This is a genomic window from Phormidium sp. CCY1219 (genome assembly GCF_035615515.1).
Classification (GTDB): domain Bacteria; phylum Cyanobacteriota; class Cyanobacteriia; order Cyanobacteriales; family Laspinemataceae; genus CCY1219.
The window spans coordinates 1-24,324 of record NZ_JAJENT010000528.1; the positions used below are offsets into that span (position 1 = coordinate 1).

Sequence of the window (24,324 nt, forward strand, 5' to 3'; positions counted from 1 at the left end):
GCACGCTTAAGCAATTTATGCATTGCTTAAGCGTGCTGCCTGCCGCCACGGTCTCATTATACCCGATGCTCATATCCCTTGTCAACCCCGAAAAAAAATGCGCCGGCCCGGTCTTGCCAGAAAGGGGATGAGGTGATATGATGATAAATGAAGCTTAATTTTGAAACCCACCCAGCACCCATAAGCAATCTATGCATTGCTTAACAGCCCTGCCTGCCGCCACGGTCTCATTATACCCGATGCTCATCTCCCTTGTCAAGCGATTCCGAAAAAAGGGGCAATGGGGATAACAGATTGCAGAAGGGAAACGCGATCGCCCCGAGGTATTTACAATAATTTACAATAAACAGGGTGAAAAACATTCCATAAAACATGGCTCGATCGCAACTGCAAAAACTCGGCACCTACATGCGTCCCCACTGGAAAAAAGCATCCTTGGGGATTTTTACCCTTTTCATCGTCAATGCGGTGGGAGTGTACATTCCCCTGCTGATCCGCAATGGGATTGACGAACTGCAAGTCACCTTCAGCTTCGATCGCATTCTTTACTACGTATTCTCGATCCTGATTTTAGCCAGCCTGATGTGGGTGATTCGGGTATTCTCGCGGATATTGCTGTTTGGGGTAGGCAGACAGGTAGAATTCGACCTAAAACAAGGCATCTTTCAACATCTGCTGACCCTAGAACCCTCCTATTTTGCCACCAATACCGCCGGGGACTTAATCAACCGCGCCACCTCGGATGTAGATAACATTCGGCGCTTACTGGGGTTTGCGGTATTGAGTGTGGTGAATACCATTTTTGCCTATGGGTTGACCCTGCCGGTGATGCTGGGAATCCACGTGAAACTGAGCCTCTTGGCGATCGCGGTGTATCCCGTGATGCTAATTTTAGTACAACTGTTTAGCGATCGCCTCCGCACCCAGCAACAGCGGGTGCAAGAGGAGCTCTCGGGAGTGAGCGAACTGATCCAAGAAGACATGAGCGGGATCGGGCTGATTAAAATCTACGCCCAAGAAGGAAACGAGCGACGGGCATTTCGCCAACTCAACAGCCAATATTTGCACGCGAATTTGAAACTAGCCAAAACCCGAAGTCTTTTGTTTCCCATTCTCGGGGGATTAGCCAGTTTCAGTTTGCTGATTCTGCTAGCATTTGGAGCCAACGCGATCGCCACTGGGCAAATCAGCGTTGGGGATTTTGTCGCCCTGCTGCTGTACGTGGAACGGTTAGTATTTCCCACTGCGCTACTGGGATTTACGATTACCGCCTACCAACGGGGCGAAGTCAGCATCGATCGCGTGGAGTCAATTTTTGCGGTAGAACCGAAAATCAAAGACACACCGGATGCGATCGCCCTCACCGAGGCGGTGAAAGGGCGCGTCAGCGGTCGTCAGCTCACTTACCGCTATCCGGGAAGCAAAACCCCCGCCCTCGATGGCGTCACCTTTGAAATTACACCGGGTCAAACCGTAGCGATCGTCGGACCGATTGGGTCAGGGAAATCCACCCTCGCCAATGCGATTCCGCGCTTGCTGGATATTGGGCCAGGTCAATTGTATCTAGATGGCAAAGATATCACCGAAGTGAAATTAGCCGATTTGCGATCGAACATTGCCTACGTTCCGCAAGAAAGCTTTTTATTTAGCACCACCATCCGCAACAACATCCGCTATGGCAACCCCCTGGCGAAGGACATGCAAATCGAATCCGCCGCCAAACAAGCGCAAATCCACCTAGAAATTCTCAACTTTCCCCAGCACTACGAGACGATGGTAGGAGAACGGGGAATTACCCTATCCGGGGGACAGCGCCAGCGGATGGCCTTAGGGAGGGCGCTGCTGATGGACGCACCGGTGCTGATTTTAGACGATGCCCTCTCCAGCGTAGACAATCAAACCGCCACAGATATCTTGAATAACCTCTCTGGCGGAACCAGACGCAAAACGGTGATTTTTATTTCCCATCAGATGTCCGCCGCCGCCAGTGCCGATCGCATTTTAGTCATGGATCGCGGTACCATCGTCCAAAGCGGCACCCACAGCGAACTGGTGCAGCAAAAGGGCCTGTACCAGAACCTCTGGAATCAGCAAAAACTAGAAGCCATGCTGCAATAATCGCCCAGGTTCGCGGTGGCGATCGGCGCGAATCGGCGCGTTTATCCCCACAGTGGCAGCAATGCGCTACTATACCTGTTGGTGTTTCGACAATGATTGTGCATTACCACTCAACATGGATCCTGAAAAGTTTATCAGTATTGACGACGAAAGCATCTCCTTGCGCCAAGCGTTAGGTTATCTGCGCTTTACCGGAGAACTGCAGCCATTCCTGATGCGAATTCTGCGCCAGCACATTATCGAGAAAGAGCTAGAACAACGCGGAGAAATGGAAGTAGACTCCACCCGCCTGGAACAGACGATTATCAACTTTCGCTTGCAAAATGAATTAGTGCAACCCGATCGCTTTGACAAATGGCTGGAAAGTCAAGGGTTGAATTATACCACATTCCGGTATCAATTTGCAATGGGGTTGAAAGTGGAGCAACTGAAAAACGAAGTGACCTCGGAACGGGTGGAACAGTATTTTAACGAGAATAAACCCTTATTCGAGCAGGCGGTACTCTCTCGCATTGTGCTCGGCGATCGCGCCAAAGCGGAAGAACTGAAGCGAGAACTTACCGAAGACGGGGTCGATTTCGCCACCGTTGCCAGAGAGCATTCTCAAACCAACGATCGCCTCTATAATGGGATGATGGGATCTGTAGCTATCTCTCAATTACCCCCCCAAGTGCGCGACGCACTTGCCTCCGCACAACCAGGGGATATAGTCGGTCCGGTGGAATTTGAAGGGCGTCACAGCATCCTCCGTTTAGAAGAGCGCATTGCTCCCACTTTAGAAGGGCAACTGAAACGGCAACTGCAAGAGCAATTTTTCGAGCAATGGTGGCAATCGAAATTGCAAAACAAAAACGTTAAATTAGAAATCGAGTAATATTGTAGGGTGGGCAATGCCCACCCCGATCTGGGATTAATATAACGACCCCATTATGGGAGAATTAACTATCATTTTGGAGAGAACTTGCTTCGATTTGCGGGAGAGAAAAATAAAATGTAGAACCCCGATCGCATTTCGACTCCACCCAAATCGAACCGCTGTGACTTTCGACGATTTTGCGACAAATGGCTAACCCCATGCCGGTTCCCGGAGTATTATCTTTGTGGAAGCGTTTGAAAGGAAGGAACACTTTGTCGAGGTATTGGGAGTCGATTCCGATGCCATTATCGCGAATGGCAAACACCAGGCGATCGCCTTTCTCAGAGGCAGTAATGCGAATTTCAGGTACAGCTTGACTGCGATATTTTAGCCCATTCCCGATTAAGTTTTGAAACAGTTGTACCAAAGCGTTGCGATCGCCGAATATCTGGGGTAAATTCTCGTAGAGAATCGCCGCCCCAGTGGAGTCTATTTCGCGTTCTAGATTTTCGCACGCCTGACGAATCAAGATCTCGCACTCGAGGGATTTAAACGAGTCTGGCTGCTTGTTTAAGCGGGAATAACTGAGCAAATCCCCAATCAACTCGTTCATCCGGTGGCAGATTCGTAAAATGCTACTCAGGTAATCATTTCCCTCGCCATTCAGTTGGGAACCATAGCGGATTTGCAACAGTTGCGCGTAGCCGCTAATCGTAGAGAGGGGGGATTTTAAGTCGTGAGAAGCGATCGCGGTAAACTCTTCTAGTTCCGCATTCGCCCGCGCCAGTTCTGCATTCGATTGCTGCAGGGCTTCTTCTGTAGTTTTGCGTAACTCGATTTCCGCTTCTAACTGCTGATTTTTTTCCTGGAGTTGTTTTTCGGCTAACAGTCTTTGACAATTTTCTTCATTTAAACGGACATTTTGTTCTTCAAGTTTTTTTTGCAAGCGATATAATTTTAGATGATATTCAATGCGGGCAAATACCTCTTCATATTGCAGGGGTTTTGTGATATAATCCACTCCCCCTACGGCAAAAGCTTTCACTTTATCTACGCCTTCGCCTTTCGCGCTGACAAAAACTACCGGAATTTCGCAAGTGCGCGAATCTTGTTGCAATAAATGACAGACCTGATAACCATCCATCTCCGGCATCATAATATCGAGTAAAATCAAATCGGGCGGCAAAGAAGTTGCAGCTTTTAACGCCATCGGTCCATTAATTACCCCTCGAGTTTTATATCCTTGTTCCGTTAACATATTAGCGAGCAACCGCAAATTATTCGGTTCGTCATCCACCAACAAAATATCGGCGATTGTCGAAGTTTCCGGGTAAAGCTGTTGTTTATTCATGGCTCGAGTTCTCCGCGAGTGTAGTAATTTTATCGAAGCGGAAATTGTCACTCCAATCGGTCAGGATTTTAGCCAAACCAGCATGTTCTGCGGGAATTTCATCGAGCAGATCCGCGATCGCCATACTATCGGCACAAATCGCTGCCTGATGCAATGCTTGGATCCACTCCGGGGGCATTCCTTGCAGGGAAGCTGATGCCAGGGCCAAATCGGAGTTAACCGACGCAGAAGTTAAATTTTCCAGACAATCGCTGGGATCGCCAAGCGCAGAGGAGGGAGGTTCGGCATAACGATAGCGCACCCCGAGATGTTCGGCAATTTTTTGGAAAATCACCTCTTCCCGACAGGGTTTACGCACGAAATCATCGCAGCCGGCTGATAGAATTATACTGCGATTTTCCTCAAATACACTAGCCGTGAGGGCAATCACCACCGTTCCCTGACCTTGCAAGTGGGACTTGATGTAGCGAGTGGCATCGTACCCATTCATCACCGGCATTCGCATATCCATCCAAATCAAATGCGGGTGCCAAGTTTCCCAAACTTTGATGCACTCTGCCCCATTTTCAGCTTCGCGCACTTCAAAACCTATCGGTTCGAGAACATAACGCAGCAGCAGACGACTTTCGGCGCGATCGTCTACCACCAGAATGCGATAGGTGGGTTGATGCGGTTCTAAGGCGATCGCGCGGCGCAGGGGAAGGGTGGTTTCGATATCACTAGCGCGGGCGCGAGTCGCCTGAATGTTAAATTTCACCACAGTTCCCTTGCCCACTTCGCTAGAGATCCCCATATCGCCCCCCATCATCGCCACGAATTTGCGGCTAATCGTCAACCCCAAACCGGTGCCTTCCGCCGATTTTTTCCCGGTGGTAGTCTGCACGAACGGATCGAACAGATGTTCGATATCTTCAGCAGGAATTCCCGGTCCGCTATCTTCCACTTCAAACCCTAAAACAACCCCATCCTCATCCAGGTTGTCCCACACAGACACAGGACATTCCCTCACCCGCAAGCCAACCCCGCCTTCGGCAGTAAACTTAATCGCATTGCCCACCAAATTCGTCAGGACTTGACGCAGTTTTCCTTCATCGGTAGCGATAAAACGCGGCAGGGTAGGATCGCGATCGAAAATTAACCTCAACCCCTTGGTTTCTGCCTTGATTTCCAGCATGGATTCTACGGTATCTAACAATGCATAAAAGTCAAAACGACTGAGATTGAGCGTCACTCGTCCCGCTTCTATTTTAGAAATTTCTAAAATATCGTTAATCAAACTGAGCAGATGTTCTCCACTGCGATTGATAATCCCAATTTTTTCCTGGTGCGGCGGCGCGAGTTGGGTATCGCGCCCCAGCACTTGAGCGAAGCCGAGAATCGCATTCAGCGGTGTCCGCAATTCGTGACTCATATTCGCCAGAAATTCACTTTTGGCGCGGTTGGCGGCTTCGGCGGCTTCTTTTGCCTGTTGCAATTCCACCGACTGCTGCTGAATGTAGGCAAACAGTTCCGCTTGTTGAATGGCAACTCCTAACTGAATGGCAATGTGATTTAAAAAGTCAATTGATGTAGATTTCCATTGGCGCGCACCGCAATTTTGATAGGCACTGAGCAGTCCCCAGAGGGTTTCCCCCACGAACAGGGGAACGACGCAAAAGGCGCGCGCTTGAAACTGTTCTAGGAGTTCGATATGACAGGGGGTTAACTGAGCTTTATAGATATCGTTAACCGCAAAGATTTCCCGATTGCGGTAGCGCCCGCCTTTGGTTTCTTGTAAGTAAGAATCTGTCCAAACGCGCTGAATGTTTTCTCCCACTAAGGGAACCCAAGCTGGCGCAACGGATTCGGCAATAAATTTGCCACTCCAATCGGGGAGAAATTGGTAAACGGAGACGCGATCGCACCCTAAAATCTCGCGCAATTCCTCGGTGGTGGTTTGGAAAATTCTTTCGATTTCCAAGGTTTCGCGCATTCTTTCTAGAGTGCGGGCGATCGCTTTTTCGCGCAGCAAACTAGAGCGCAGTTTATCTTCCGCTGCTTTGCGATCGGTGATATCAATGGCAATTCCTACTAATTTTTCCGGAGTTTCATTTTCATCGCATAGCAGTCTAAACCGCGACTGCAACCAAATTATTTTTCCTTCCGCACAGATAGTAGGCGTCAGGGTATAAAACAGTTGCGTGGAATCCGAAGGGGTGAGTATTTTTTGAATTTCGCGATTGAAGGTGCCCCGATATTCCGGCGGTTCAAAGCGGCGAATGCCCTCTTTTAGGGACATCTGGTAGCCATTCTGCGCCTGGGCGGTGGTGTTGATAATCGCGTACCACTCATCGGTGAATTGGAAAATTTCCCGTTTCAGGTTCAGTTCGTAATATCCCATGCCCCCAAACAGCAGGGATTCCGAAAGCTTGATTTTGGTTTCGAGCAATTCTTGTTCCGCGTGGAAGCGATCGCTAATATCCGTAATTTGGGCAATCAGATAAAGCGGCATATCCTCCGGTGTTCGCATTAAAGAAACGCTCAACACTCCCCACAAAATCGTTCCATCTTGCCGCACAAATCGCTGTTCGAGCTGACAGGAATCCATCTCCTGACGATAAATAGCCTCGAAGCATTGGAACTCCCGCGCTTGGTCTTCTCGATGGACGATATCCTGCCAGCGGATAGACAGCAATTCCGATTTGCGATAGCCCAGCATTTCGCATAATGCGCCATTGACGTCTAAAAATCCACCTGCCACCGACACCAGACACAGACCCCCGGCGACGGTATCGAAGACGCCGCGAAATTTGCGCTCGTTTTCTTGCAAGGCGGCTTCAACTTGCTTGCGATCGCTAATATCCAATACAATCCCATGCCACACAAAATCCCCATTGTCTCGGGGTTCGGGTTGCGAGTGCCCCTGCAACCATTTCACCTTCCCAGAAGGGGTGATAATCCGCCATTCATATTTAAAGGTTTCCAGGGTTTGAGCGCAGCGCTCCACCTGCGCCAAATAGCCCGGGCGATCGTCCGGGTGAATGCCACCGACAATCAGAGGGTATGGATCTTTTAACACCTCTTCTAACGAAGTTTCCACAATATCTTCGATGAGGCGGTTGATATATTCAAATTCCAGAGAACCATCGGGATGTTGCACCATCGAATAAATATTTCCCGGCACTGCCCTAGCCAGGTTTTGCAGTCGAGTGAGCGCGATGTGTAACTGTTGTTCGGCGCAAACGCGATCGTGAATATCCCGCCCGACCACTTGCAGTTCTATCGCCTCTCCATTCTTGTCGAAAATCAGCCGATTCACCCACTGCGTCCAGCGAATTTCCTCGCCGACAATCACCCGATTTTCGATAGTAATCAGCGGATTTTCTTTACTCATGGAGTGTACCAGGAGATCGACCCTTTCCCGGTCTTCCTCAAACACAACTGGGTGATAATTATGGCCGATGAGGTCTTCGCGTGGAATGCCAAAATAACGACAGTAGGCGTCATTCACGAAGGTGAAAGTGCCATCCAATTTCAGGCGGGCGATGGTTTCGATTTGGTCTTCCACGATACCGCGATAGCGCTGTTCGCTTTCGCGCAAAGCCGCTTGGGCTTGCTGACTGGCTTGATAGAGATTCGCCTGGTGAATGGCAATGGTTAATGGCTCCACCACGCGACGAATCCACTCGATTTCCTCCTTTAAGCACGGGAGTGGCGTGGGATTGGACAAACTCAGGGATCCCCAGACGATGCCGTTCACCTGCAGGGGGACTAACAACCAACTCCCCGGACGCTGATTGGCTAACCATTGGTTAATTGGATCTTGAATAGAGGTTGTATCTTCAATGAAAACCACTTGATTTTGCTTTAATTGCGCCGCCAAGGGATTGCCCTCATCGGGGATTTCTTGCCCCATCTCGTCCAGTAATTCGAGGGATTCGCGATAGGTAGCAACATGCTTCCAAACCCCCCGATCGCTCAGGTACTGCGCCACCACTCCCCGCTTGAATCCCAGCAGTTCGGCAATGCCGGCGGTGGCGGTGGCAAAAATGGTGGGCAAGTCCAATGAGTGTTGGATGGATCGAATCAGTTGGTTGAGTAATTGTTCGCGTTGGGTTTGTTTCTCAAGGGCGAGTTCGGCTCGTTTGCGATCGCTAATATCCGTGGCAAAACCTACTATATGAAGTCGGTTGCCCGCTTCATCGCGCACGGAATTAATTTGTGCCAAAATCCAGCGAATTTCCCCATCGGGACGGATAATTCGATATTCTCTTTTTACGGAATCCACATTAACTTGTCGCCGGAGAGATTGCTTCACCAATTCGCGATCGTTGGGATGAATGCTCTGCTGCCAACTGGTCGGATTGCGATACAATTCCTCGCAGGGTCGTCCCCATATTTTTTCGTAAGCTGGACTGACGTACATAAATTCTCCCGTGGTGGCCGATCGCAGAAAGAAAAATTGGTCGATGGTTTCGGCAATTTCTCGAAATCGCGCTTCACTTTGCCGCAGGGCTTCTTCCATTTGCTTGCGTTCGGTAATATCGAACGTAATCCCCAATATTTGCTGAATTTCTCCCGTTTCATCCAACATCGGCACGTATTTGACCGCGATCGTGTAGGAATCTCGACCGGGTAATTGAATGGTGCATTCCCCCTCTTGCAGGGTTTTGCTTTCCACGGTGCGCTGCAAAATCGGCAAGTAGCCGGCGGTAACTTCTGGGGGAAATAACTCTTCATCCCGCCGACCTAGAAAACGCTCTAAAGGCCAGCCGGTTTTCTCCAATCCGCGTTCGTTCACGTATTCAAAGCGCCGAGCGCGATCGTAAATAGCAAACACATCCGGGGCATATTTCACGGCTAACCGAAATCGGTTTTCGCTTTCGCGCAAGGCGGCTTCTATGCGGTTGAGTTTGCTAATGTCTTTGCCAATGGTGAGCACATACGGTTGGCTATCGATGTAGATAATTTCGCAAGAGATTAAGCCAACTTTGATTTCACCGGATTTGGTGCGCCAGTGCAATTCCCGGGCGATCGCGCTCCCGGTTTCTTTCAGTTCGGCGAGGATCTGTTGTCTGCGATCGGGATTGACCAGCAGATTGAGTTCTTCTGCACTGCGACCGAGAATTTCTTCTTCCCGATAGCCAATGAATTCTAAAAAGCTATGATTCACCTCAACCCACTGTCCTTCGTCTAAGGTGATGAGGGTAATCGGATCGGGAGAATTTCTAAAAATTGTGGCGTATTTGGCTTCGGATTCGCGCAAATCGGCTTGCAGGCGATCGAAGGCATCTTGCAATTGTGCCGCCATTTGATTGAAGGAACGCCCCAAGCGAGCAATTTCAAAAATGGGTAAGCGATGATGGGGTACTCGCTGGTTTAAATTTCCTTGCGCCATTGAGGCAGAAATTTGACTGAGGGCAAAAATCGGACGGGCGATCGCATTTGCCAGCCAAATTCCGAGGACGAGGGAAACTAGCACTGCGATCGCCGTAAATATCAGGGTATTTCGCAGATAAATATCTGCCCATTTCGTAAAATCAGACCGAGGCACCACTGTGGCGATCGTCCAATTCACCCCATACTCGTCTTTATAGGGTTGAAGCTGATAAAAATAGGTGTGTCCCTGGTGGCGAAATTCCCCGAATTCTGCATTGTTCACCGCCGCCCAATCTGTCCCCTTTGAATTAAGAAACCGACTGGTTTCTCGCACCAACGGATTGACGCTTTCTGTGGCCAATATCCGCTGAAAATTGCCCTTGCCGATGGTTTTGAAAGGGACTTCCTCGGTGGAACTGGCAATTAACGATCCGTCGGGTTCGACTAAAAAGACAATTCCCGATTTGCCGATTTTTAAGTGTTGCAGAAACTCCTGTAGACGGGTTAGGTGTAAATTAACCGCAAAAGCGCCGATGAATTGGTTGTCGGTGCGATCGTAAACCGGTAAACTGGCATTAATGGTTAAATCCGACCTATCCCCTAGGGTATAAATATCGCTCCAACTCGCTTGTTGGGTTTCTCGGGCTAAGCGATACCAGGGGCGCTCTCGGATATCCCATCCCGGCGGGTAGCTTCCCGCTTGTAGCAATCTGCCCCGATCGCCGGTTTCGGTGATTTCGTACTGTTGGAAAGCGCGAATGTCCGGGCTATCCGTCACCCACAGCGATCGCTTCCCCGCCACGAAATCCGCAATCCGAAAACTTCCCGCTTCGTTGGTGTATAAAATATCCGGAAGGTTTTCAACGTTAAAGCTTTGCTTGATGAGATAGCGTTCCACCGCATCCATATCTTGCAGGTCTAGGGTTCCAAAGCGCACCGCATTGGCATGGCTGCGATTCACCTGGTGGGGCAATGCCAGGTAATTGTCCAAATACAGTTCCACGCGATCGCCCACTTCTACCATTAACTGCTGCGTCAGTTCCCGCACGGATTTCTGGGTGCCCAAAAATGAATTGTAATCCGTTATCGCAACCGTAGCAATCAGCAGCAGCAGAAAGGGAACGACCAAAACCAGTCGTAGGGGTAATTTTAGGGGCAGCCAAGATAAAGGCGATCGCATAGTGGTACTCTTCCCTGGTTGGCAACACAAGGCATCTTTCCATCGAGCCAACCCTTGTCTGTGCCAATTATAACCTTCCGCCTCGAGACTGACCCCAATTCATCAATTCTCTTTACCCAATCTCTTAGCCGAGTTTCATTCCCCTCAAACTCCCTCCCAGGCTCCATCTGGATCCCCCCCCAGCGGCATCCCTCCCCTAGGCGAACCGGATAACCCGCAGGTTTTATACAATCCTCGGGTAGCCAATCTGCATATTTTATACAATATTTATCGGTAGGGTGCGTGACGCCCGGATTAGATGTAGCGATTATCCCCCCAAGAAGGGAGCGGGCGTCACGCACCGGCCAATCTCATGGGTTGGTCGGGTTGGTGCGTCACCCCCGCATGAGATTGGTGGATGTTCTCACTCATGGGTGGGCGGGGGTGACGCACCCTACGGGTGGGTTGGGGCTAACTGCGCCACTTCCGGGTGAAATCTTCCAAGACTGGCCCTTGGATTTGCTTTTGCAACCACTCCACTGCCTGTTTTTGGTGCAACAATCCTTGATAATACTGACAGACATCCACCAAACGAATGTTAGTAGATTGTGCCACAGAGTGTTGCTTGCGCCACTGACGGGCGAATTCCGCCAGAGTCGGCGCGGCAATTTGCATTTGCAACCATTCCAACGCCAGCTTTTGATTGCTCAAACCGCGATAATAATGGCAAACATCCAGCAAACTAATGCTGGTGGATTGTGCCACGGAGCGAGATGGCTCTTTTCGCCACAATCGGGAAAATTCCCGTAACGTGGAATCGGACAACTGCCCTTGCAACCAATACACCGCTTGGTCTTGGTGCGGTAAGCCGCGATAATACTGGCACAAATCCTCTATTTTAATCCAAGAGTGCCCCACAGAACGATCGCGCCAGCGACGAGTCAGCTCCTCCAAGGTGTTGTGAGACAGTTGCCCTTGCAGCCATGCCAAAGCGCGGTTCTGATGGGAAAAGCCTTGATAAAAGCGGCAAACGTCAATCAAGCGAATGGGTGGCGAGGAATCGGAAGGGGTGGGTTGCGGTTTCGGTGTCGGTTCCGGTTCCGGTTGCGGGGTGGGGATAGAAATCGGAGGCGGCGGTGCAGGTTTGGGAGGCGCGGCGGGTTTGGTCAAACTCATTAACGCGGTCCAGGTATTAATCCCGACAATGCCATCCACTTGGAGGTTCATCGCCTGCTGAAATGCCTTGACGCTTTGGGTCATCGAAGTGCCAAACACGCCATCGATCGCCCCGGGATTGAAGCCTTTGGCTTGCAAGCATTTTTGCACGTAGTGTATGTGCGAACCCCGATGTCCCTCGCGAGCCAGGTTAAACCAATTTATATCCACCCCGCCAGCAATCCCGCTGACCGCACCGCGATCGGTGTACTGCCAAAAAGTCCATCCATCCCACCCCCCGGGAACCCAGGGATTATCGGTCTGATAATGGGCAATCCACAAGGGATAATCGGAGAACTCTTTCGGATTGCCGATTCGGTCCCAAAAACTGGGATATGTATAGATAATCGGTCGCCGATTGGTTTCTTTTTCCACAATCTGGAGCCACTGGCGAATATCGGCAATAATCGAACTGGCACTCATGCCATCGGTGGATTCGATATCCAAAACCGGGGGCAAATCCTCGGGTTCGAGTGTCACTGTCTTGAGGAATACTTCCGCTTGGGAATAGGGATCGCGTTTGGCGCGATAGAAATGATACGCGCCGCGATGCAACCCCACGGATTTCATCGTATCCCAATTGAGGCGGAAGCTATCGGCAACGAATGTGGCACCTTCAGTGGCTTTGGTGAAGGCAAAACCCATCCCATCGCGGACCACGGAATGCCAATTTACGGGATGTTGCCAGTCGGAAACGTCAATGCCTTTTGCACACATAGCGGTAGATTTGGTGGAAGGAGTAACAATTAAAAGTGGGAGTTTTTTCCCTGAGGCTTCCAGGAAAGCTGCGGAATGATTTCTCGCAGGTGAAGGGGGCAGGTTATCGGGAAGTTCCCCTCGGCATCCGCGCGGGTCGCATTTTGCCCCAACGGTGAATGCCTGTATCCTAAAAAAAAGGCCAGCCTCGCTTCTGATAGCTCAACTATACGGCGCGCAACCAGATGCATCGGGAAAGATGGCTACCGCCACCGCCGGGAAAATCAACCATTGTCCGCAGAATCGTTTAAAGTTGTACGGGGAGTTTGTTAATCAGTGGGATGGTGTTATGGATGTAATTCCAGCAATTGATTTATTAGAAGGTCGTTGCGTGCGGCTTTATCAAGGAGATTACAATGCTTCTGAAGTGTTTGATGAGGACCCGGTGGCGGTAGCCAAACGATGGGTAGACCAAGGGGCAAGTCGGTTGCATTTGGTGGATCTCGATGGGGCGAAAGCGGGGGAACCGCGCAACCTGAAAACTATTGAAGCGATCGCCCAAGAAGTGCCGGTGCCGGTGGAAGTGGGCGGCGGATTGCGAACTCATGCCTCGGTGGCGAATCTGTTCTCTGTGGGGGTTCAATGGGCGATTCTCGGCACTGTCGCGGTGGAAAAACCGGACCTGGTGCAACAACTCGCCGAGGAATTTCCCGGTCAAATTTTGGTGGGCATCGATGCCCGCGATGGCAAGGTGGCAACCCGGGGGTGGTTGGAAACCTCGGAAATTTTGGCCTCGGTTTTGGCCCAACAAATGGCTCAGTTAGGGGCGGCGGAGATTATTTACACCGACATTCACCGCGATGGTACCCTCTCCGGTCCGAATATCCCCGCACTGCGCGACCTCGCCGACGCGATCGATATTCCGATTATTGCCTCCGGCGGCGTCAGTTCGATTAGCGATCTGCTCAGTCTGCTTTCTCTCGAACCCCAAGGAGTGACTGGGGCGATCGTGGGTCGCGCCCTCTATACCGCCGATGTCTCCCTCCCAGAAGCCCTGCAAGCTGTGGGCCCGGGCAGAATCCAGGATATTCCCCCGGATTTCGGCTCTTCTGCTTTCGCTTGAAAGGTCCGGCTTCGGTTAACTCCGGGTTTTTCTCGAGCCATTTATCGCCTCGGGGTTGACAAATTTGCGTTTTTGTGGTAATAAGACGTTCCCAGGCTGAGTCTGGGAACGAGTCCCACGAGTCAATTGAGGCATAAAAATGAGAAAGAAAAATCACTTTGTGATTACACTGTTTTATGACAGGAAAACTGAAAGGAATGGTTCGCGATCGCCGATAATACCGGAGACTCTTGCCGAATTGGCAGTTCGATGATAAACTCGGTGCCTTTTCCCGGCGTAGAATGACATTGCAAGTTGCCGCGATGTTTTTCCACCACTACTTGCCAGCTAATCGATAACCCAATGCCGGTGCCTTTTCCGGGAGGTTTGGTGGTAAAGAAAGGGTCAAACAAACGCTCGCGAACTTCTTCAATAATTCCCGGACCATTGTCTGCAATTACAATCGCCACTTGGTTATCATTGAGCAGTTCGGTGCGAATGGAGATTCGATTGGGATTGGCCTTAATTTCTTCTGCACTTCGGCGCAAATTGTCTTCTTCCATTGCGTCGATCGCATTAGCTAAAATATTCATAAACACCTGATTGATTTCTCCACCAAAACAGTCCACTTCGGGCAAGCGATGGTCATACTCCCGTTGCACTTGAATGGCGGGGCGATTCGAGGTGCATTTCAGTCGGTGGTGTAAAATAAACAAGGTGCTGTCGATGCCTTCGTGCAGGTTAATCGGTTTCATTTCCAACCCATCGCCGCGCGAGAAGTGACGCAGCGATCGCACGATATCCCGGATGCGATCGGCTCCCATTTGCATCGAATCGAGCATTTTCGGCAAATCTTCCTTGAGAAATTCTATATCGATTTCCTCCGCTTCTTCCACAATGGGCGGCGTCGGTTCTGGATATTGTACTTGATAGAGATTGAGCATCTCTAGCAAATCCTCACTATACTCGCGCACGTGGGAGAGATTCCCGTAAATGAAGTTCACCGGATTATTGATTTCATGGGCGACGCCAGCCACCATTTGTCCTAATGCAGACATTTTTTCAGTTTGAACCACTTGGGTTTGGGCGAGTTGCAGTTCGTGCAGCGATCGCTCCAACGCCGCCTGCGCGACTTCTCGCTCTTTGATTTCCCGTTTCAAACACTCATTCGCTTCCGACAATTCGGCGGTGCGCTGTTCCACTCGCCGCTCTAACTCCTCAGTGAGCTGTTGCAATTGAGCTTGGGCTTTTTCCCGCTGCATCACTTCCCGGTGCAACACCTGATTTTGCCCTTGCAATTGCTTGGTCAAATTGCACAGTTTCAAATGAGTTTTTACCCGGCACAAAACCTCTTCGTGCTGAATCGGTTTGGTGATATAATCCACCGCCCCTAAATTAAACCCTTTGACCTTATCTTCTGTATCGGCGAGCGCCGTCATAAAAATCACCGGAATGTCTGCACCAATTGCGGAGGCTTTTAACTGCTTGCAGGTTTCAAACCCATCCATTTCCGGCATCAGCACATCGAGCAATATCAAATCCGGCGCAGAATATTCCACTTTCTGAATGGCACTTTGCCCGTTGCGCGCCACCAACACCTTAAATCCACCGTTGCTTAAGAAATCAAACAACACCTTTAAGTTGGTGGGATTGTCATCCACAATTAAGATGGTATCTTGTTCTAAGTTTTGGATACTCATGTATTCGCTTCCCGGTATTTTTGAACCAATTCTAAAATCTTTTCTTCTTCCAGTTCGGTGGCTAATTCACTTAACTGGTTGGCAAACGGAGCGTATTTCGCATCTAACTGATTTAGATACTCCGCTCGGTCCTGAATGCCTTGGATATCCCCCATCATCGCTAAGTCAAATAAAATGGCAATTTCTTCTGCCGGCGGAGGCATAAGTTCTTGTGGCTTGGCGGGTTCGGGGGAGGATGGTGGAACGATGCGATCGCCGACGGTTTCCTCGGCAACCTCATATATCCATTCTAATCCTAACTGAATTTGGAGGCATTCTAACAGCTCATCGGCGCGAATTGGTTTGGGAAGAAAAGCGTCGCATCCCGCCGCGAAACCAGACTGGCGATCGCGCTCGAAGACGCTGGCTGAAGTGGCAACGATCGCCACATCGTTTAGTTCCTGGGAATTGCGAATCCGGCGAATGACTTCAAACCCATCCATCACTGGCATTACCAAGTCCAGCAAAATGCAATCGGGCTTCGATTCAAAGAGGCGATCGAGGCATTCTTGTCCGTTACTGGCTTCCAGAATTTCAAATCCGAGAGGTGACAATAAATTCGCCAAAACCGAGCGATTTTCCCACTTGTCATCCACCACCAGCAGTTGGCGAGGCGCGCCTAAAAAACCGCGAACTGGTCGCTCCGATCGCCGCTTCGTTTCCGACACAAAATCCACTTCCTTCACGGTTAGCTCGAAGTAAAAACGACTTCCTTTCTCCAGTTCGCTTTCTACCTGTAATTCTCCCCCCATCATTTCCACTAATTGTCGGCTAATCGCCAATCCCAAGCCGGTGCCTTCAATTTGATGCGCCCGATCTCCTACTTGCTCGAACGGCACAAAGATGTGGGACAATTGCGCCGATGACATGCCGATGCCCGTGTCTTCAATTTGGAAGCGAAGGCGACGGTAGCCATTTGGCAGAGAATCGGGAATCGATCGCCCGGAGTTGCGATCGCCTCCTCCGTCGGGTTCCGTCACCTCACCCACTTTTAACGTCACCCCCCCTCGTTCGGTAAATTTAACCGCATTTCCCAGTAAGTTAATTAAAATTTGCCGCAACTTTTTGCGATCGGCAAAAATCGCTGTGGGTAGCGGCGTCAGAGATTCGTAAATCAGAGAAATGCCTTTTTGTTCCGCCCGGATGCGGATGATTTCGGCAATTCCCTCCATAAAGTCGGAAAACTGAAACTCAATCGGGTGCAGTTCCATTTTTCCTGCTTCAATTTTAGACAAGTCTAAAATGTCATTAATTAAAGTCAGCAGGTGTTCGCCACACTGTTGAATGATGTCGATGCCATTGTGTTGCTGGCGATTGAGGGTGCGGTCTCGCGTCAGAATTTGCGTATAGCCTAAAATGCCATTTAAAGGGGTACGAAATTCGTGGCTCATGTTGGCGAGAAATTCACTTTTGGCGCGACTGGCGGCTTCGGCGGCGGCTTCAGCGCGCTGTCGCTCTGTTATTTCGCGTTCCAGGGCGATATTTTTTTGCTTTAATTCTTGGGTGCGTTCTTCAACTTTGATTTCTAACCTGTGGCTGTAGTCTTCCAGTTGTTGATAGAGACGGGCATTTTCTAAGGCGATCGCCGCTTGTCCCAATAGCACGCGCACGATTGCCAATCGCTCTTCGGTAAATGCATGGGCGGTTAAATTATTCTCCAGATAAAGGAGAGCGCTAAGTTGCCCTTGAAACAGCAAGGGAGCGCAGAGAATCGATTTTGGCTGCTGTTGAATAATGTAAGCATCCCCTTGGAAAATCTCCGCCTCGGTCGCATTATTTAACACCACATCTTGTTGGGTGCGGGCCACATAATTAAGCACCGACAGGGGTAACTGGGTGGCGATCGCCATCTCGGTGGCAAAGTCGCCGGTTTTCACGTCACTAGCGTTAGCTTTGGCTTCGATGGCAAAAATGCCGTTTTTCACAGACAGCAGAAATCCCGTTTCTGCCCCGGCATTTTCCAGCATGATTTTCATTAATTCCTGCAGCAAGCTGTCTAGTTGGATTTCCCGGGTAATCGCTTGAGTGGCTTTTAGCACTGTGGCAAAATCAAGTAATTCTGTGGGTTTGCCGGTGGTGGTTGTGGCGGAAATCGTGCGGGTGATATCCATCCCCGGAAAAGAGGCAATTTCTGGCATCCGCGCGATCGCTTCCGGGTAGCGTTGTTGTAAATCCTCCGCTTTCGCTTTTGCCCCCCAGCGGATATACCCATAATAGGCATCGGTGAGATAAGTTTTCGCCACTTTTTCTCGACCCAAACTCAGATAAAATTCCCCAGCGAGTTCGTTACCCAAGGCTTCTCCTTGGAAGTATTCTTGTTGGCGCGCCCCTTGAATGGCGCGCTCGTACCCATCCATTGCCGATTCGCGATCGCCCAGTACCCGCGCTTTTTCCGCCGCCACTAAATCGAACTTGTGCTGGAAATTTTCCGGGGCATGAATCGCCCAATTTTTCATTTCTTTTTGATTGGCTTCCACCCGCTTTAAGTAGTCGGTGCGGGATGCAAAATCCACGCGATCGCACTGTGCTAGCAACGCCAAGGAATAATAAAAATTATGCTCCGGAACCATCATCAAAGAAATCACGCTTCCCGCATATTCTGCCGCCGCTTCTGCATTTTCCACCGCCGCCGCAAAGTCTTTAAACTGATAGTTCAGCACCGACTTGGCACAATAGGCGCAAAATAAGGAAAATACGTTTTTCGATTCCTGCAGCACCGGCAGCATTTCGGTTTCGTTAAAACTGCTTCCCATCAAGCGGGTGGTTGCTTCGCTTTTTCCCTGCAAATTCAAGGCAAGCTGATGCCAAATTTGGGTATAATACATGCAAGCATCTTGTTTGAGCTTTTGCATTAATCCTAGATAGCTTTCACATTTGCGATCGACCGCTTCTAAATGCTCGCCACTAAATAAGCTGTAGGTGCAATGGTACATTGCCGAATAACAGGCATATTCCAAGTCGCCGGTTTCCAATCCCGATTGAATCGCTTCTCGCAAGGGTTCGAGGGTGGCGCGCAGGGGTTCTTTCCAATGGCGGGCACAGGCATTCACCACCATGACGGTTTTGCATTCAAATTCTCGCGCTTCGTAGCGATCGTTCAGACGCAGTGCCAACTTCCCAAATTGATATGCCGCTTCGAGTTTGTTTAGTGCCGCACACACCATTGCGTACATCGAATAAACATAAGCCGCCGATGCAGAATTTCCCCCCTCAATACAGCGCTTGACCACAGTAAATGTTACCATGGGAAACATCTCGGGGGCGGTGACATAAATCGCCGAACTGACGGTAATTAAAATTCGCACCGCCGCCAAGGCATAAGGATCGGTCATCTCCGGATTGTTCGTTAATCCGGCAATATTTTCCACTTGCGGGGGGTCTTTTTCCTGGGGTACCCCCAGTCGTTCCAGTACCTCCAGTGCCAGATCCACGGCTAATGTTTTCGTCTGGTTTCGGGAAATGTAAAATTGAATGGTTAGCTCGTCTACTCGCAGGCGATCGAGTAGGGTTTTGGCTTGCGATTTGGCAATTTCTATCAGCTTGCCGGCACGCTCGAAGTTGGTGTTGAGATATTCCGCTTCGATCGCTTCCACATGCAAATTCAGCGTCAGCTCGTAATCGGTTTCCCAGCTATTGGCACTCAACAGTCCCAAACCCACGCTCAAGTATTTAACGGCGGATTCATAGGCGGTGGCAGTTTTTGCTTTTTTCCCCGCCATCAAATTCAGTTGCGCCAGTTCGATTTTTTCCGCTTCGCTGCTGAGCAAATCGGTGCCGTAATTCAGTTGGTCGATTAACCCAAAAATATTCTCTTCCCGTTCTGCCGCGGTGGTATTTCTCAGCAGCAATTGACCGATTTGCAGGTGAGTTTCTTTTTTCTCGGCTTCGGGAATCAACGAGTAGGCGGCTTGCTGGACGCGATCGTGCAAAAATTTGTACTTAACTTTTACTTCATTTAAGGCAATTTTTGACTGCCGTTCCCATTTTGACTGCCGTTCCCAGCCTAAAATCAAGGGAATTTTGTAGTTTTTATTCAGGGGTAAAACCAGTCCTGCTTGCAGTGCAGCCCACAGGTCTACAGCGGTGTCGGTGGGAGATTTTTGATGCACGATCGCCAGCATGTCTAAGTTAAATTGATTTCCGATACAGGCGGCAAATTTCAACACCTTTTGCGTTGCCCCGGGTAGGTAGCCGATGTTTTTGGCAATCAGTTCCACCACATTATAATCGGTGATGCCCACGGCTTGAATTTCGGCAATATCCCAATTCCAGATGTCTGAAGAGAAATCATATACTAATAAGTTTTCGGTATAGAGAGTTTTGAGTAATTGGGTTAAGAAAAACGGATTGCCTTGGGTTTTGTTAAAAAGCAGTTCGGCGAGGGGGTTGGTGTTGGCGGTGTGGGATAAAGTATCGGCCACCAATTCTCGCACGTGAATCGGTTTTAAAGGTTCGAGGACGATCCGATTCACTGTCGCCCCGGCGGATTGGATTTTGTCCAGGGTTTGAATGGTGCGATGGGTGGGAGAAACTTCGTTATCGCGATAAGCTCCAATGAAGAGCAGATATTGGCGATCGCGATCGGTCATTAACAGTTCGATGAGTTTTAATGACGCCGAATCCGCCCATTGCAGGTCATCGAGAAAAATCACCAGGGGATGTTCTGCAGCGGTAAAAATGCCGATAAATTGTTGAAACACTCGATTAAATCGGTTTTGCGATTCTGCCGGCCCTAATTGCGCCATCGGCGGTTGTTTCCCCACAATCAGTTCCACTTCGGGAATCACGTCGATAATCACTCGAGCATTCGCCCCTAAAGCAGCTAAGAGTTTGTCTTTCCAGGTTTGAATCTGCGCTTCGCTTTCGGTGAGCAGTTGCAAGATTAACGACTGGAAAGCTTGCACTAAAGAAGCATAGGGAATATTGCGCTTGTACTGGTCGAATTTCCCGGCAATAAAATACCCTTTTTGGCGGACGATGGGTTTGTGAACTTCATGGACTAACACCGATTTTCCGGTACCGGAATACCCGGAAACCAACATCATTTCTGTAGTACCAGCGGCGACGCGATCGAAGGTGGCTAAAAGCTGGGCAACTTGCGCCTCGCGCCCGTACAGTTTTTGCGGAATCAGCAGTTGACCGGCTTTGTCGGCGCGCCCCGGGATAAATTCAGCAAGATTGCCCCCAGTTTGTTGCGCCATCCAACAGGTTTGCAGGTCGGATTTCAAACCTTCGGCACTTTGATAGCGTTCTTCAGCGGTTTTGGCAAGCAGTTTGAGGGCGATCGCCGATAACGCTGGGGGAATTTCTGCATCGATATCCTGCGGCGCGATCGGGGTTTTGGCAATATGATGATGCACCAATTCTAGCGGGTCTTGGCTTTGAAACGGTAACTGTCCGACGAGCATTTGATAAAAAGTAACGCCCAAGGAATAAAAGTCGCTGCGATAGTCTACGCTGCGATTCATTCTTCCCGTTTGTTCCGGGGACATATAAGCCAAGGTGCCCATCAGTTCTTGCGGATGCATCGGGGTCGCGGTTTCTCGACTCAAACGCGAAGCAATGCTAAAGTCAGTGAGCTTGACTTTTTGGGTATCGGGATTGATAATAATATTCTGCGGTTTGATATCTTTATGAACGATAGAATGGCGATGCAGATGGCCGATCGCTGTGGCAAGCTGCATGGCAATGGCGAGAAATTCTGCCACAGAAAGGCGCTTTTGCTGGAGATATTCTTCTAGGGAAATGCCGCCAAAGTCTTCCTGAATTAAAACCAGCCCGTTTTGATGAGGATCTAGGCTGTAATGGCGCACGATTTCTTCGACATCGCTCAACTGTTGGGCGATTTGATATTCCTGTCGGAGTCGGGTAATTTCTTCTAGGGTTGGATATTCTTGCTGATGGGTTTTCAGAATCACGGCCCGATTGTCGCGCTCTCGTAAACCTCGGTAAATGACGGTGGACAGACCTCGGTGAATTTCGGCGATAATTTGATATCCAGGCAGCGCTATCATCGGTTTTATTCTCTGCGATAAAAAATTAGAGGATTTGTTTCTCAACCCCAACAGGAGCGATATTGTTTCGGGTCAGCGAGTTTTTGGCTCGATTTTAGAACCAGCCGACAGTGGGAAACTGTCTTGATTATGATTATAAGGGACGCTACACCCTCGCCGTCGCGATCGCTACAGAAACGCCCTAAATCTTTAACATTTCTTTAAACATTGACTGGTTGCCTCGCGATCGCATCGGTTGCGAGACCATCGCAAAACGACCTAAAAATTGCCGTGAATTCATGCAATTGATGCAATGAATTCGCGGCAATGGGTCTGCTATTCCCGGTGGGTTGATTGGGCGGTATCGGTTAAAACTTCTTCAAAGGCAAAGTCCGGTGCGGCGAGGACGAACAAGGTCGTCGGCAAACCGGCAGCCCGTGCCTGTAAGCTTTCGTAGTAGCGGGTGTAGTTTTCCCGGGGAGTTGCCATTCCCAAAAACACCAGATCGGCATTTTCAGAAGAGGATCGCAGGATATCCTCAAACGGCTGTCCGTCGGAAACCAGCACTTGCGCGATCGCCCCAATGCGAAGCTCTTTAACTAACGAATCCAGATTCGCTCTAGCAGCTTCGGCGGCGGTTTCGTCGGACACTACCAGCTTCAGATGCACTTGAGCATTGCGCCATTGGCTGCTGGTTCGCACCAGATAGGCCAAAATTAACATCAAACCGCCATTGGCTTGCAACCCGCCCCACCACACATCGATGCGGCGACGGTTTCCGAACCCGCGATCGGCATTTTCGCGCAACAGAATCACATTGCGCTTGGCATAATGCAGCCTCGCAATGGTTTGACAATAGCGATCGCGCCGGGTGGGTTCTTCGCTATCCCCCATCAAAATCGTATTCGGCACCAACGGTCCCAACCCATAGGTTTCCACCAACCGTTCTGCCCCTTCAAACGGATCCGGAGCCGCAACTAACCGCACCAACGCTTGCACCCCGCGCCGCTCCAAATAATCCCGAATCGTCGCTTCCAATTTCGCTTGCTGCGCCGCATCCCGCGTCCCGCTAGGTAGCACGCTCGAGACGGTAATCAACCCCCGGTTGTGGGTAAACGCCGTGGCAAGTTCGATTAAAATCCATCGTCGGGTGGGGGCACCGGAAAGCACCAGCATATGGGGTCGCCAGTTTTTCGTATCCGGTTCGTTGCTCAGGTTAAAAATCCCGGTGCGAACCACTTCCATCCACATGCCTCGGCGCACATCCCCCCAGGCGGTTTCCAGTTCGCGCCGTTCCAACCACAGGTAAACCCCTAAGACGATAAATGCCGCCACGACGGTGGCGATCGGGTTGATTAACAGCATCACCGCAATGCAACCGATCGCCCCCAACAAGGAAAAAATCCAGTTAACCCGAAAGGCGGGACGAAATGACGGACTTTGCAAAAATCCTTCAATCCCCGCCGCCACATTTAACACCAAATAGGTGGTCAAGAAAAACATGGTCAGCACCGGGGCAATAATATTCAAATCCCCCAGAACTACCGCTGCCACTGCTACCCCCAGGGTGACGCAGGTGGCAATAAACGGTTCGTCATCCGGTCCGCGTCCCGCCCCCAATATCTTCATCCATCGGGGCAACACGCCGTCGCGGGCGAGGGCCTGCAACACGCGCGGGGCACCTAAAATACTGCCTAGGGCACTGGAAAGGGTGGCTCCCCACACCCCCAGCAAAATCGCCGGCCCCCACAGTGCCATGTCCTGCATGATCAGGGGATTGTCGATTAAGGTGCGCGCATCGGCACGCATCGCCAGCAGGATGGGAAGCCCCATATACACCAGGTACCCGGTCCCTACGGCGGCGAGGGTGCCCACGGGAATGGATTTGGCCGGATCGCGCAAGTCCCCGGACATGCTCACCCCCGCCATGATGCCGGTGACGGCGGGAAAGAAGACGGCGAAGACCACCCAGAAGGATTCGGAATATTGCGGTTTGGCTCCCCACATCTCGATAACTGTGTTTTCCAGGGGCTGTCCGAAGAGCAAGGAGACTAGGGATAAGGCGATCGCTGCCATGATGAAGTATTGAGCGCGAATCGCGGTTTTGGCGGATTTCAGGGCTAAAATCGTCACCGCAATGGTGGTCACCAGGGCAATTATTCTTTGCAGGGCTTTGATTTCGGGAAAGGCTTCCACGATGCTCTCGGCAAAACCAATGGTGTAAAGCGCCACGGAAATGGCTTGGGCAAAGTAGAGGGGAATGCCCACTGCACCCCCGGTTTCGATGCCGAGGGAACGGCTGATCATGTAGTAAGCGCCGCCAGTGCGCACAACGCGATCGGTGGAAATCGCCGCCACTGACAAGGAGGTTAAAAAGGTAATCGAGGTAGCCAGGGTGACGATAATCAAGGTGCCCAGTAACCCGACGTTCCCCACCACCCACCCGAATCTCAGGTACATGATGACGCCGAGAATGGTCAGGATGGAGGGGGTATAAACCCCGCCAAAGGTACCCAGACCGCTACCGCTATTGTTGGGCGGATTCACGGGATTCGACGAGTTACGGCGAAACAAGGAAAAGCGTGGCATAAAGGCTGATAAAATTATGAGGACAATTTAGCTTCTCGGCGGGAAGCCCCGCGCTCTACCCGTGCTTGGTAAGCGTCGGGATGAGAGCCAGGGGAAATGGAGGGGTTCGATGCCCCTCCATTTCCCGAATCGGAGGAGTCTTACTGTT

At 50.5% G+C, this 24,324-nt stretch carries 9 protein-coding genes; 3 read left to right on the forward strand and 6 right to left on the reverse strand.

Annotation, left to right across the window (positions count from 1 at the left end; all coding sequences use genetic code 11):
- The first annotated feature begins 372 nt into the window (after positions 1–372).
- Complete coding sequence (locus LKK83_RS14085) at positions 373–2,118, forward strand: ABC transporter ATP-binding protein (protein WP_324631809.1); 1,746 nt, start codon at positions 373–375, stop codon at positions 2,116–2,118.
- Positions 2,119–2,233: 115 nt separating this feature from the next.
- Entirely contained in the window at positions 2,234–2,992 is a 759-nt protein-coding gene (locus LKK83_RS14090; RefSeq protein WP_324631810.1) for a peptidylprolyl isomerase, read from the forward strand.
- 64 nt (positions 2,993–3,056) lie between these two features.
- On the opposite strand, the gene LKK83_RS14095 is transcribed toward LKK83_RS14090, so the two are convergent.
- From LKK83_RS14095 to LKK83_RS14105, 3 genes are all read right to left on the reverse strand, one after another.
- The gene (locus LKK83_RS14095) at positions 3,057–4,325 is read right to left on the reverse strand and encodes an ATP-binding protein (RefSeq protein WP_324631811.1); all 1,269 of its coding nucleotides are present in this window, start codon (positions 4,323–4,325) and stop codon (positions 3,057–3,059) included.
- Positions 4,318–10,863, reverse strand: coding sequence for a PAS domain S-box protein (locus tag LKK83_RS14100; RefSeq protein WP_324631812.1), 6,546 nt, complete (start codon positions 10,861–10,863; stop codon positions 4,318–4,320). The genes LKK83_RS14095 and LKK83_RS14100 overlap by 8 nt, the downstream gene beginning before the upstream one ends.
- Before the next feature lie 450 nt (positions 10,864–11,313).
- The gene (locus tag LKK83_RS14105; protein ID WP_324631813.1) at positions 11,314–12,774 is read right to left on the reverse strand and encodes a GH25 family lysozyme; all 1,461 of its coding nucleotides are present in this window, start codon (positions 12,772–12,774) and stop codon (positions 11,314–11,316) included.
- A 328-nt stretch (positions 12,775–13,102) separates the two neighbouring features.
- On the opposite strand from LKK83_RS14105, the gene hisA reads away from it, so the two are divergent.
- Positions 13,103–13,876, forward strand: a complete 774-nt coding sequence (gene hisA, locus LKK83_RS14110) for a 1-(5-phosphoribosyl)-5-[(5-phosphoribosylamino)methylideneamino]imidazole-4-carboxamide isomerase (RefSeq protein ID WP_324631814.1) — start codon at positions 13,103–13,105, stop codon at positions 13,874–13,876.
- 164 nt (positions 13,877–14,040) lie between these two features.
- Here hisA and LKK83_RS14115 read toward each other — a convergent pair whose 3' ends face one another.
- The 3 genes from LKK83_RS14115 to LKK83_RS14125 form a co-directional block, all read right to left on the reverse strand.
- Positions 14,041–15,555, reverse strand: a complete 1,515-nt coding sequence (locus tag LKK83_RS14115; protein ID WP_324631815.1) for a hybrid sensor histidine kinase/response regulator — start codon at positions 15,553–15,555, stop codon at positions 14,041–14,043.
- The gene (locus tag LKK83_RS14120; protein ID WP_324631816.1) at positions 15,552–21,608 is read right to left on the reverse strand and encodes a hybrid sensor histidine kinase/response regulator; all 6,057 of its coding nucleotides are present in this window, start codon (positions 21,606–21,608) and stop codon (positions 15,552–15,554) included. The genes LKK83_RS14115 and LKK83_RS14120 overlap by 4 nt, the downstream gene beginning before the upstream one ends.
- 315 nt (positions 21,609–21,923) lie before the next feature.
- Positions 21,924–24,176 (reverse strand): amino acid permease, encoded by a 2,253-nt coding sequence (locus tag LKK83_RS14125; RefSeq protein WP_324631817.1) that lies wholly within the window; start codon positions 24,174–24,176, stop codon positions 21,924–21,926.
- Positions 24,177–24,324 lie beyond the last annotated feature (148 nt).

Coding starts and splice junctions, on each gene's coding strand:
- LKK83_RS14100 (WP_324631812.1), bottom strand. CDS start 10,863: ATGCGATCGCCTTTATCTTGGCTGCCCCTAAAATTACCCCTACGACTG.
- LKK83_RS14085 (WP_324631809.1), top strand. CDS start 373: ATGGCTCGATCGCAACTGCAAAAACTCGGCACCTACATGCGTCCCCAC.
- LKK83_RS14115 (WP_324631815.1), bottom strand. CDS start 15,555: ATGAGTATCCAAAACTTAGAACAAGATACCATCTTAATTGTGGATGAC.
- LKK83_RS14095 (WP_324631811.1), bottom strand. CDS start 4,325: ATGAATAAACAACAGCTTTACCCGGAAACTTCGACAATCGCCGATATT.
- LKK83_RS14105 (WP_324631813.1), bottom strand. CDS start 12,774: ATGTGTGCAAAAGGCATTGACGTTTCCGACTGGCAACATCCCGTAAAT.
- LKK83_RS14125 (WP_324631817.1), bottom strand. CDS start 24,176: ATGCCACGCTTTTCCTTGTTTCGCCGTAACTCGTCGAATCCCGTGAAT.
- hisA (WP_324631814.1), top strand. CDS start 13,103: ATGGATGTAATTCCAGCAATTGATTTATTAGAAGGTCGTTGCGTGCGG.
- LKK83_RS14120 (WP_324631816.1), bottom strand. CDS start 21,608: ATGATAGCGCTGCCTGGATATCAAATTATCGCCGAAATTCACCGAGGT.
- LKK83_RS14090 (WP_324631810.1), top strand. CDS start 2,234: ATGGATCCTGAAAAGTTTATCAGTATTGACGACGAAAGCATCTCCTTG.